Annotated in this window: 13 protein-coding genes; 6 read left to right on the forward strand and 7 right to left on the reverse strand. The window is 72.9% G+C overall.

The window, feature by feature from the left end; translation table 11 throughout:
• The first annotated feature begins 252 nt into the window (after nt 1-252).
• Nucleotides 253-1077 carry a Bax inhibitor-1/YccA family protein gene (locus G5C65_RS21700; protein WP_165300572.1) on the forward strand — a complete coding sequence of 275 codons (825 nt, stop codon included), beginning with the start codon at nt 253-255 and terminating at the stop codon, nt 1075-1077.
• A 61-nt stretch (nt 1078-1138) separates the two neighbouring features.
• Here the strand turns inward: G5C65_RS21700 and G5C65_RS21705 are convergent, their stop codons facing one another.
• Nucleotides 1139-1384: a DUF4287 domain-containing protein gene (locus G5C65_RS21705; RefSeq protein ID WP_165300573.1), complete on the reverse strand. Its 246-nt coding sequence runs from the start codon at nt 1382-1384 to the stop codon at nt 1139-1141.
• Nucleotides 1385-1481: 97 nt separating this feature from the next.
• Here G5C65_RS21705 and G5C65_RS21710 point away from each other — a divergent pair, with 97 nt between their 5' ends.
• Nucleotides 1482-1808, forward strand: a complete 327-nt coding sequence (locus G5C65_RS21710; protein ID WP_165300574.1) for a hypothetical protein — start codon at nt 1482-1484, stop codon at nt 1806-1808.
• A 33-nt stretch (nt 1809-1841) separates the two neighbouring features.
• Here G5C65_RS21710 and G5C65_RS21715 read toward each other — a convergent pair whose 3' ends face one another.
• The 3 genes from G5C65_RS21715 to G5C65_RS21725 all read right to left on the reverse strand — a co-directional run bounded on the left by G5C65_RS21715 (nt 1842) and on the right by G5C65_RS21725 (nt 5504).
• The gene (locus G5C65_RS21715; protein ID WP_165300575.1) at nt 1842-2762 is read right to left on the reverse strand and encodes a hypothetical protein; all 921 of its coding nucleotides are present in this window, start codon (nt 2760-2762) and stop codon (nt 1842-1844) included.
• Between the two features lie 298 nt (nt 2763-3060).
• A complete protein-coding gene (locus G5C65_RS21720) occupies nt 3061-4281 on the reverse strand; it encodes an acetyl-CoA C-acetyltransferase (RefSeq protein WP_165300576.1) in 1221 nt (406 codons plus the stop codon).
• Nucleotides 4282-4430: 149 nt separating this feature from the next.
• The gene (locus G5C65_RS21725) at nt 4431-5504 is read right to left on the reverse strand and encodes an SGNH/GDSL hydrolase family protein (RefSeq protein ID WP_165300577.1); all 1074 of its coding nucleotides are present in this window, start codon (nt 5502-5504) and stop codon (nt 4431-4433) included.
• A gap of 232 nt (nt 5505-5736) precedes the next feature.
• On the opposite strand from G5C65_RS21725, the gene G5C65_RS21730 reads away from it, so the two are divergent.
• Nucleotides 5737-7134 carry a cystathionine beta-synthase gene (locus tag G5C65_RS21730; protein ID WP_165300578.1) on the forward strand — a complete coding sequence of 466 codons (1398 nt, stop codon included), beginning with the start codon at nt 5737-5739 and terminating at the stop codon, nt 7132-7134.
• A 203-nt stretch (nt 7135-7337) separates the two neighbouring features.
• Here the strand turns inward: G5C65_RS21730 and G5C65_RS21735 are convergent, their stop codons facing one another.
• Nucleotides 7338-7781: a hypothetical protein gene (locus G5C65_RS21735; RefSeq protein WP_165300579.1), complete on the reverse strand. Its 444-nt coding sequence runs from the start codon at nt 7779-7781 to the stop codon at nt 7338-7340.
• Between the two features lie 78 nt (nt 7782-7859).
• Here G5C65_RS21735 and G5C65_RS21740 point away from each other — a divergent pair, with 78 nt between their 5' ends.
• Entirely contained in the window at nt 7860-8753 is an 894-nt protein-coding gene (locus G5C65_RS21740) for a MurR/RpiR family transcriptional regulator (protein ID WP_165300580.1), read from the forward strand.
• A 23-nt stretch (nt 8754-8776) separates the two neighbouring features.
• Here the strand turns inward: G5C65_RS21740 and G5C65_RS21745 are convergent, their stop codons facing one another.
• Nucleotides 8777-9370, reverse strand: coding sequence for a TIGR03086 family metal-binding protein (locus G5C65_RS21745; protein ID WP_165300581.1), 594 nt, complete (start codon nt 9368-9370; stop codon nt 8777-8779).
• Nucleotides 9371-9399: 29 nt separating this feature from the next.
• The gene (locus tag G5C65_RS21750) at nt 9400-9801 is read right to left on the reverse strand and encodes a VOC family protein (protein ID WP_206442108.1); all 402 of its coding nucleotides are present in this window, start codon (nt 9799-9801) and stop codon (nt 9400-9402) included.
• A 125-nt stretch (nt 9802-9926) separates the two neighbouring features.
• Here G5C65_RS21750 and G5C65_RS21755 point away from each other — a divergent pair, with 125 nt between their 5' ends.
• Together G5C65_RS21755 and G5C65_RS21760 are read left to right on the forward strand one after the other, a co-directional pair.
• Nucleotides 9927-10436 (forward strand): pyridoxamine 5'-phosphate oxidase family protein, encoded by a 510-nt coding sequence (locus G5C65_RS21755; protein WP_165300582.1) that lies wholly within the window; start codon nt 9927-9929, stop codon nt 10434-10436.
• 103 nt (nt 10437-10539) lie between these two features.
• On the forward strand, nt 10540-10881 hold the full coding sequence (locus G5C65_RS21760) for an acylphosphatase (protein WP_338146568.1): 342 nt from the start codon (nt 10540-10542) through the stop codon (nt 10879-10881).
• The last annotated feature ends 31 nt before the right edge of the window (nt 10882-10912 follow it).

Below are 10912 nucleotides of genomic sequence, written 5' to 3' on the forward strand. Positions count from 1 at the left end.
GCCCGGCACGGCGCCTCGCGGCGTTGCCGGATCACGCGAGTACGCCCAGTACGAGCCGCGATCCGGCGCCTTGCGATGCACCGCACCGGACGACGCGAGACGGCAAACCTTTCCGGCCACGGCACTAGCGGACAATGGCCGGGGAACAATCGAGTCTCTTTCGTTCGTTGTGCCCTCTGCACTAGCGTGCTGGTTTTACTTACGCATTACGCTGGACCGCGAGGCCGCGCAGTGTGGCCATGGAGGAGTGAGATGAGGAGCAGCAACCCGGTCTTCTCGCGACGGGGGTTCAGCCGCGACAGCGGCGGCTACGCCGGATTCCAGACCCAGCAGCCGCAGGCCGGGAACCCGTACGCCACGAACCCGTACGCAGGGAACCCGCAGACCCAGCAGGCGCAGCGCGGCGCCCCGCCGCAGGCCGGCCGGATGACCATGGACGACGTCGTCTCCCGTACGGGGATGACGCTCGGCCTGGTCGTCGTGACCGCCGCCGTGGCGTGGATCACGGACCTTTCGCTCGGCCTCGCCATCGGTGCAGCCCTCATCGCGATGGTGCTGTCGCTGGTGCAGGCGTTCAAGCGCAAGCCGGTTCCCGCGCTGATCCTGGCCTACGCGGCCTTCGAGGGCCTCTTCCTCGGCGCGATCAGCAACTACATCAACGGGTATGTGAACGGCGCCGCGATGCAGGCGGTGCTCGGCACCATGGCCGTCTTCGTGTCGGTCCTGGTGATGTACAAGACCCGGATCATCCGAGTGAACCAGCGGTTCTACCGCTTCGCGATGGCCGCCGGGATCGGCTTCATCCTGCTGATGGCGGTCAACCTGCTGTTCGCGGCCTTCGGCGGCGGCGACGGCCTCGGCTTCCGCACCGGCGGCCTGGGCATCGTGCTCGGCATCGCGGGCATCGTCATCGGCGCGCTGTTCCTGGCCCTGGACTTCAAGCAGGTCGAGGACGGCATCGCGTACGGCGCGCCCCGCGAGGAGTCCTGGCTGGCCGCCTTCGGCCTGACCCTGACCCTCGTCTGGATCTACCTGGAGTTCCTGCGCCTCATCGCGATTCTGCAGGGCGACAACTGACGCCGACGCAGGGCCCCGGGAGGCAGCGCCTCCCGGGGCCCTCGTATGTCTGGAGGGTGGGTCACGGGGTGCGGGGTTGCGAGAGATGGCGCGCGGCGCGCCGCAGGTCGTGCTCGTGGATGATCGCTTTGGCGTGGCCGTAGGCGAGGTTGTGCTCGCCGCGGAGCCAGCTCACCTTCTCCTCGAAGCGGAAGAGAGCGGGGCCTTCGTCGACGGTGCGGAGCCAGTCGGAGACCTCACGGCCGGTGCAATGGGGAATGCGTGAGAGCAGGTTCCGGTGGGTCTCTTCGGAGAAGACTTGGGACATCGGCGCCTCCGGACGCTTCTTAGTGAGTCCTTGACGCCACGTTGCCTGAGCGTTGGTGCGTTGGCAACAGTCCGGTCGGCCCGCATACGCTTGCTACGTGCTCGATACGACACCGCTGACCACTGCCGTGGACCGGATCGCCGACCGGTTGCGCGCCCTCCCGCAGAGCGCCCTGCGCCGGGGCGCCGCCGCGGAGGGTCTCGCGCTGGCGCGGGATCTGGCCGTACGGGCCCAGCGGCTGGAGTTCCCCGGCGAGCCGCCCCGCCCGATGCCGGACGCGGGCGTGTTCGCGGTCGGCGACCAAGTCGCCGTCGCCGGCGCGGACCTGGTGGAGGCGCTCCGCCGGCTCCCGACCGCCGAGGCGGAGCCGCTCCTGGCGGAGGCGGTCACCGAGGTCGCCGCAGCCACCCGCCGCATCGGCTGACGCCCCGACGGCACGCGCCCGTCGGCCACGGCCCTAGCGGGACGCGATGACGCGGTCGGCCAGCAGATAGGCCGTGTCGCCGTTCGGGAAGCCGAACGTCAGCGCATATGAGCCCGCGATCCCGGAGCCGCCCATCAGCACCGGCGGCTCGCCCAGCCGCAGCGACGCCGACAGCGCCTCGCTCGCGTCCCGGTGCCCCGGCGAGAGGCAGACCGTGGTGCCGTCGGCGAAGACATAGACGTCCAGCGTGCCCAGCGGTCCCGGGCGGACGTCCGCCAGCGGGGTGCGGGCGCCCGCCAGCTCCTCCAGCCGCTCCACCGTCCGCTCGTGGTCGGCCACGGTCGGCGCGGAGGACGCCGCGGGCGCCGGGGCCACCGGCTCGCCGTTGAGGTTGAAGTCCGGGTGCGAGGGGTGCCGGCGGCGGGCCGCCGCCAGGTCCGGGGGCTCGATCTCGACCTCGGGCTCGGCGTCCGGCCCGCCGTCTCCCGCCGGGGCCGGCGCGTCGAGTTCGAGGTCCTCGGGGGAGTCCTCCGGGCCCGACTGCGGCTGGCGCGGTATGAAGATCTCGCCCTCGTGGTCGTCGGCGAGCAGCGCGTCCAGGTGGTCCGCGAGATCGCCGTGCGCGACCTCGTACTCCGTGCCGTGGCCCGCGAGCAGCGCACCGCTCTCGGGGCCGCCGTCCCGCGCCTCCTGGGCGGCCCAGAAGGCCCGTGCCTCGGCGAGTTCGCGCTCCCGCTCGGCGGCGAGCGCGTCCGCGACGGCGGTGCGGATCTCGTCGGCGGAAGCGCCGTTGCGGGCCGGGGGCACCGCGCCCGCGGCGGCGGCCGCCTCCGCCGCCTCCGCACGCAGCTGGGTCAACTGGCGCCGCAGACCGTGCGCGGTGTGCAGGGCGGCGCCGCCCAGGGCGGTGGCCAGGGCCGCGGCGCACAGCAGGATGAGGGATATGGCGCTCACTGACGTACTCCCGATTCCGGTTCGATCCCCCTGAATTCCTACAACAGCGTTGTCGGCTACGCCTTTCGACCGTAGTGCAAAACCGCCTGAAAGGGGCGGTCAACGTCTCGGCCTTCACTGGTCCAAACCTCTGTGACCTGCGAGGATACGGGGCCCTCAGGGTATATATCACATCCTGGGGCCGCTTTTGTCTCGCGGAAGTATCGCCGAGCGGGACCCGCGCGGACGTGACCCCCGCCACACCGGGACCCGGTGCGGACCTCGCCCCGCCGGGGCGGCAAGGTCCGCCGGACACCGCCTAGCTGAGCCGCTCCAGCACCATGGCCATCCCCTGGCCCCCGCCCACGCACATCGTCTCCAGCCCGAACTGCTTGTCGTGCCACTGCAGCGAGTTGAGCAGCGTGGTGGTGATCCGCGCGCCGGTCATGCCGAACGGGTGCCCGACGGCGATGGCGCCGCCGTTGACGTTCAGCTTGTCCAGGTCGACGCCCAGGTCCCGGTAGGAGGGGATGACCTGGGCCGCGAACGCCTCGTTGAGCTCGACCAGATCGATGTCGCCGACCGTCATGCCCGCGCGGGCCAGCGCCTGCCGGGACGCCTCCACGGGCCCGTATCCCATGATCTCGGGGGAGAGCGCGGACAGCCCGGTGGAGACGATCCGGGCCAGCGGGGTCAGGCCCAGCTCGCGCGCCTTCACGTCGGACATGACGACCAGCGCGGCGGCCCCGTCGTTCAGCGGGCAGCAGTTGCCCGCCGTCACCAGCCCGTCGGGCCGGAACGCCGGCTTCAGCCCGGACACGCCCTCCAGCGTGACGCCCGCGCGCGGGCCGTCGTCCTTGCTGACGACGGTCCCGTCCGGCGTCGTCACCGGGGTGATCTCGCGCTCCCAGAAGCCGTCCGAGAGCGCCTTCTCGGCGAGGTTCTGGGAGCGGACGCCGAACTCGTCCATCTCCTGGCGGGTGATGCCCTTGTGGCGGGCGAGGTTCTCCGCGGTCTGGCCCATCGCCATATAGACGTCCGGGACCTTCCCCTCAGCTCGCGGGTCGGTCCAGCCCGCGCCGCCGTGCTCGGCGCGGTGCGCGGTGCGGGCCTCGGCCTCCTCGAAGAGCGGGTTGTGGGTCTCGGGCATGCCGTCCGAGGAGCCCTTGACGGAGCGGGAGACCGTCTCCACGCCCGCCGAGACGAAGACGTCGCCCTCGCCCGCCTTGATGGCGTGCAGCGCCATCCGGGTCGTCTGGAGGGAGGAGGAGCAGTAGCGGGTGATCGTGCAGCCGGGGAGGTGGTCCATGCCGAGCTGCACGGCCACGACGCGGCCCAGGTTGTGCCCCTGCTCGCCGCCCGGGAGGCCGCAGCCGAGCATCAGGTCGTCGATGTCGGCGGGGTCCAGCTCGGGGACCTTGTCCAGCGCGGTGCGGACGATCCCGGCGGTGAGGTCGTCGGGGCGTACGTCCTTGAGGGAGCCCTTGAAGGCGCGGCCGATGGGGGAGCGGGCGGCAGAAACGATCACTGCTTCGGGCATCTCGGGCTCCTGGTGGAGGGTCGGCTCCTGATGGAGGGTCGGCGGGTCTGCTCCCGCGAAGCTACCCGCAGGTACTGATGCGGGTCACCGCCTCGCCCTTGTGACGCGGACCTCTTTCTAAGCGCTCGCTTGCCATGGTCCCACTCCGGTCAGGTCCGCCCCGACGAGGGTGCGCTGCCGGGGCGGACCGGGGGGTCCTCGGCCGCGGCGTCCTCGGCCTGCGGCAGCCGCCTGCGCCGGCGGTGCTTGAGCAGGGCCCAGGGGCCGCGGATCCCGGCGACCTCGGTGCCGCCCTCCGCCGCGGCCTCCGCCGCGGCGCGCGCGACGGGGTAGATCCCCTCGCGGCGCGCGGCGTCGGGCCGCTCGTCGGCCGTCGGCCACAGGCTGAGCGCCGCGCACAGCGTGGGCAGGATGGCCATCGCGGCCGTCGCGTATCCCTCGGCCGAGGGGTGGTAGTTGTCCGGCCCGAACAGCTCGCGGGGGTTCGCGGCGAACTCGGGGCCCAGCAGGTCGCCCAGCGAGACCGTGCGCCCGCCCTCCTCCACCACCGCGATGGTCTGCGCCGCCGCGAGCTGGCGGCTCAGCCGCCGGGCGATCCAGCGCAGCGGCTGCCCCACCGGCTCGATCGAGCCCAGGTCGGGGCAGGTGCCGACGACCACCTCGCAGCCCGCCGTACGCAGCCGGGCCACCGCGTCCGACAGCCGGCGCACCGCGTGCGCGGGCGGCATCCGGTGGGTGACGTCGTTCGCGCCGATCATGATCACGCAGACGTCGGGCCCGTCGTCCGCGCCGCCGCCCTCGCCGAGCAGCAGCGTCACCTGGCGCTCCAGATCGTCGGACTGCGCGCCGGGCACGGCTACGTTCCGTAGCGATACCGGGCGCTCGGCGACCGCGGCCAGCGCGGAGGCGAGCAGCGCGCCGGGCGTCTGGCGGGGGCGGTGCACCCCCTGGCCCGCCGCCGTGGAGTCGCCGAGCAGCGCGAGCCGCAGCGGGCGGCCCGTGCGCTGCGGCTCGCGCTGCCGGGCGAAGGCGGCGCCGTACAGGCCGTCGGCCAGGGGCGGCTGGTCCAGCGAGCCGCCGACCTTGCGCTTGGCCAGCTGGACCTCGGCGAAGAGCAGCCCGACGGCCGCCCCGCCGAGCAGCCCGATTCCGCCGCCTCCGTAGGCGGCGGCGGTAGCGATCCGTCGTGCCACTCTCGCGGTCGACGCCTTCGACATCGGCATTGTGCTGACTTCGCCTCCTGCGTTTCCGTGGACAGTCAGGGCTTCGGGGGCGCGTTGTGATGGCGTAGGGTCCTTGGAGTCCCAGATCGGTGCGCCCGACGTGCTCCCCTAAGACTGTGTTGCCCCGCGCGGCCCTGCGTGCAACGCGCCCCCGGTGTGCGCGTGTTGCCGCATATGGTGGCGGCACAGGCATGCAACGGCGCTGCCTTACGACAACCGCGCGGAGACCACGGTGCAGTATTACGAGTCGATGATCGAGCTTGTCGGCAACACCCCGCTGATCAAGCTGAACAATGTCACGGACGGTATCCAAGCCACCGTTCTGGCGAAGGTCGAGTACTTCAATCCCGGCGGTTCGGTGAAGGACCGGATCGCGCTGCGGATGATCGAGGCGGCCGAGGAGTCCGGCGAGCTGCGCCCCGGCGGCGTCATCGTGGAGCCGACCTCCGGCAACACCGGCGTGGGGCTGGCCATCGTCGCTCAGCGGAAGGGCTACCGCTGCATCTTCGTCTGCCCGGACAAGGTGTCAGCCGACAAGATCAACGTGCTGCGCGCGTACGGCGCCGAGGTCGTGGTCTGCCCGACCGCCGTCGACCCGGAGCACCCGGACTCGTACTACAACGTCTCGGACCGGCTGATGCGCGAGACCCCCGGCGCCTGGAAGCCCGACCAGTACAGCAACCCGAACAACCCCCGCTCGCACTACGAGACGACGGGCCCGGAGCTGTGGGAGCAGACCGGCGGCCGGATCACCCACTTCGTGGCGGGCATCGGCACCGGCGGCACCATCAGCGGCACCGGACGCTATCTGAAGGAGATCAGCGACGGCCGGGTCCAGATCGTCGGCGCCGACCCCGAGGGCTCGGTCTACTCCGGCGGCTCCGGGCGCCCCTATCTGGTGGAGGGCGTCGGCGAGGACTTCTGGCCCGAGGCGTACGACCGCGAGGTGACGGACGAGATCATCGGCGTCTCCGACAAGGACTCCTTCCAGATGACGCGGCGGCTCGCCAAGGAGGAGGGGCTGCTGGTCGGCGGCTCCTGCGGGATGGCGGTCGTCGGCGCGCTGGAGGTCGCCAGGCGGCTCGGCCCCGAGGGCCGGGACGCTGTCGTGGTGGTGCTGCTGCCGGACAGCGGGCGCGGCTACCTCAGCAAGATCTTCAACGACGAGTGGATGAACGACTACGGCTTCCTGGAGGAGGGCGGCTCCGCCGTGGCCCGCGTCGGCGACGTGCTGCGGCACAAGGACGGCCCGATGCCCACGCTCGTCCATATGCACCCGGAGGAGACGGTCGGCGAGGCCGTCGAGGTGCTGCGCGAGTACGGCGTCTCGCAGATGCCGGTCGTCAAGCGCGGCGCGGGGCACCCGGATGTGATGGCCGCCGAGGTCATCGGCTCGGTGGTGGAGCGGGAGCTGCTGGACGCGCTGTTCGCGCAGCGCGCCTCGCTCGACGACCGGCTGGAGAAGCATATGAGCGCCCCGCTGCCGCATGTGGGCTCAGGCGAGACGATGGCGGACCTGATGGCGGTGCTGGAGGCCGCCTCGGCGGTGATAGTCCTCGCCGAGGGCAAGCCGGTCGGAGTGGTCAGCCGGCAGGACCTGCTGGCCTTCCTGGCCAACGGCGCGAAGTAGACCGCGGCGGCGTTGGCGGGGCGTCAGGGATGCGCTAAGCGTCACGCTGCGGAAAAGCGCGGTTAACGCCTGTCCCGCACACTGGAGTGCGTTGGCGTCACGGATCTCCGGAGCGGCTCCCGGACCGGTGACGACGCCCGCGGGGACCGCCGTCGTCCCGCCCCTGAGCGCACAGCGCCGGGGTGCGGCGGTCCCCGGCTACGTCACTCCTCCCACTCGCTGGACTGCTTCCCGGTGGGCCGCCGGTCCCGCGCGAACCAGGACCGGCTGGCCTGCAGCCCGTTGACCGCCACGATGCCCGTCCAGCAGGCGATCAGGCCCGAGAGCCCGGCGTTCACCGCGGCGATGGCGGACAGCGGGATGGCCAGCACCAGGGACGCCACCGCGAGCCCGAGCCGGGCGCCGAAGCCGTCCGGAAGGCTGGGCGACTGCCCGGTCTGCTGCGGCCGGCTGCTGCCGCGCGCCACCACCATCTGCTGCTCGGCGAGCTGCCGCCGGACGCGCTTGTCCACCACCCCGTCGAGCCGCTGCTCGATCTTCTCCAGAAAGGAGTCGATCAGCTCGTCCTCGTACTCGGGACCCAGCTCTTTGCGCGTGGCCAAGGTCGCGTCGAGTTCCTTCTTCAGCTCAGGGTCACGGGCGCTCATACCCATACCGTACGGTCAGCGCCCGGAGCGCGGGAGTGGGGCTACCCCCCGGATTCCCCCGCGCTGCTGTATATAGTCATGCAGACATGGCGGCGAGTGAATAGGGGAGGGTTCCCCGTGGGAGATGCCAGCGCCCGGCTGCTGCGGCTGTTCGAGGGGCACCGGCTGACGCCCGCTCAGCGGCGGATCGCGCACTGCATGGTGCGGCGCGCGGACGACGCGCCGTTCCTGTCGAGCGTGGAGCTGGCGGAGCTCGCGGGCGTCAGCCAGCCGTCGGTGACCCGGTTCGCGGTGGCGCTCGGCTTCGACGGCTATCCGGCGCTCCGCCGCACGCTCCGGGAGAGCGGCCCGCAGGCCCGGGACGGGCAGCGGACGGGCAGCGGCGACGCTGACGCCGCGTACAACGCGTACCAGCAGGCCGTGCACGCCGAGATCGACAATCTGCGGCACCTCGCCGCGCTGCTCGCCGACCCCGCGCCCGTGGAGCGCGCGGGAGCGCTGCTCGCCGCCTCCCGCCCGCTGCCCGTGCTGGGCCTGCGGGCCGCCGCCGCGCAGGCGAGCGGCTTCGCGTACTTCGCCGCCAAGGTCCACCCCGACGTACGGCTGCTCACCGAGGGCGGCACGATGCTCGGCGACCGCCTCGACGCGGCCGTGCGCGCGGGCGCCGGGGCGCTGCTGTGCTTCGCGCTGCCCCGGCACCCCGGCGAGACGGTGCAGGCGCTGGCCTATGCGCGGGACGCCGGACTGCGGATCGCCACCGTCGCGGACAGCGCCTTCGCGCCCGTGGCGCACCCGGACGACCTGCTGCTGCCCGCCGCCGTCGGCACCGGGCTCGCCTTCGACACGGCGTGCGCCCCGATGCTGCTGGGCCGGGTGCTGCTGGAGGCGATGTGCGACGGCCTGCCGGAGGCGCAGGCCCGGCTGGAGGAGTTCGACGCACGGGCGGGGGAGCGGGGCCTCTTCACGGAGTGACCCCGCACCCCCGTTCCCTCCCGTCATCCCGGGTCCCGGCCCAGGAAGGCGACCAGCCGGTCGCCGGGCGGCGCCCCGGGCGGCAGCCGTATCTCCGGCGCGAAGAGCGGATGCCGGGTGCCGGGGTGCGGGACCAGCTGGTGGGCGACGGGGAGCAGCTCGCGGGCGAGCGGATCCGGGACGGGGCGGTCGCGCTGCCCGGTCGCCCGCGCGATGTCCCAGCCGTGCACGGCGAGTTCGAGCGCACCGGTGAGCGAGACGGCCTCCGCCGTGAGCGGCGCGTCCGCGATGGCGATCAGCCGGTCGGCCGGGCCCGCCGCCGCCCAGGCGCCCAGCAGCCGCGCCGCGCGGCGCCGGAACGCCGCTCCCGGGTCGCCGTCGCCGCCGGGGGAGCCCGGAGGGGCCGGTCCCGCGGGGGCCAGCGCGATGGTGCCCACGTCGAACCCCTCGTGCAGCGCGGCGAGCGAGTCGTCGAGGTGGGCCATCAGCGATCCGAGGTCCCATGCGGCGCAGGGCGTGGGGCGCCCGAGCGCCTGCGGGGTGACGAGCCGGGCGGTGCCCAGCGCGTACCCCACGGCGCGCTCCAGCAGCTCGCCCGCACCGCCGGCTTGGTCCATGGCACGTCCTCCCCTGCCGTCGCGGGCTTCTAGGCACCGGTCATGTCGCCGACCACCTCGATGATCTGCACGTAGTTGCCGTCCGGGTCCTCCAGGGTGCCGATCGCGACCGGTTCGTCGCCGGCCGGGTCCTCCACCGGGCGGATCCAGCGGGCGTTGAGCGCGGTGGTGAGGTGTTTCTCGGTGGCGCGGATGTCGTCCACCTGGAGGTTGACGAGAATGCGGCCCGGCTCGACCGACTTGCGGCCCACGTCGTCCCGGCTCTCGAAGATCAGATAACTGTCGCCGAGCCGGAGGGCGAGCACCGGTCCCTCCTGCTCCGCGTCCGGCGCGAACGCGGTGCGGTACCACTCCCACAGCCGGACGGGGTCGGTGCTGCCCAGCACCATGCCGCCGATATGCGGATTCCGCTGCGCTGCCTGCTCTGCCATGGCTTCCTCTCCTTCACTGCCGACGCAGAAGGAGACCGGGCGGCCCGGGAAAACTCATCGCCGGAGCGCGATGAATTTCCGGGTGACGGGAGGTCATGAGTATGGCGTACGAAAGGAGAATCGAAATGCCACGCAATAATCCCGAAACTGTGCTCGATTCACGCTACAGCGACTCCGAAGCGGAGGCGCTCGAATGGCCGGAGGCCGCCCGGCGCCTCGCGGAGGCCGAGCTCTTCTGGGTGACGACCCTGCGCCCGGACGGCCGCCCCCATATGACGCCGCTCCTGGCCGTCTGGCACGGCGGCGCGCTGCACTTCACGACCGGCCCCGACGAGCGCAAGGCCCGCAACCTCGCCCGGCACCCGCAGTGCGCGCTGGCCACCGGCAACGACCTGTGGGAGGAGGGGGTCGGCCTGGTCGTCGAGGGCGAGGCCGAACGGGTGCGGGACACCGCGCGGCTCTCGGAGCTGGCCGAGGCGTGGGCGGCGAAGTACGGCGAGAGGTGGCGCTTCGCGGTGGCCGACGGCGCGTTCGTCAGCGAGCCGGCGGGCCGCGCCCTCGTCTTCGCGGTCGCGCCCCGGGTGGCCTACGGCTTCGCCAAGGGCCCCTTCGGCCAGACCCGGTGGCGCTTCTGACCGGCGCCCGGCGTCACCCCGCCTCCCCGGCGCGCCCCCGCGGGGCGGCCGGGTTCCGTGACCAGGGTGCGGGCGCTGTGCTGGAATCGGGAGCCGTACCGCGATGTCGACAGCTCCGGACGCCATGGAGATCTCGGATGCCAAGGATGTCCCCGTGATCCGCCGCCGTGTGCTCGCCGAGGGCGACGTCCAGGGCGTGTTCTACCGCGACACCTGCCGGGACCAGGCCGTACGGCACGGCGTGCGCGGCTGGGTGCGCAACCTGCCGGACGGCAGCACCGTGGAGGCGGTGTTCGAGGGCGAGCCGGATGCCGTCGCCCGGCTGGTCGAGTGGGCGGGCGAGGGCTCGCCCGCGGCGTTCGTGGACGAGCTGCGGGTGTTCGAGGAGGAGCCGCGCGGCGCGGAGGGCTTCACCGTACGCCCGACGCCCCCGCGCCCCTCGTGACGCCGGACGCGCAACTGGCCGGCGTCCGGGC

It is taken from the genome of Streptomyces boncukensis, from assembly GCF_011045075.1.
Classification (GTDB): domain Bacteria; phylum Actinomycetota; class Actinomycetes; order Streptomycetales; family Streptomycetaceae; genus Streptomyces; species Streptomyces boncukensis.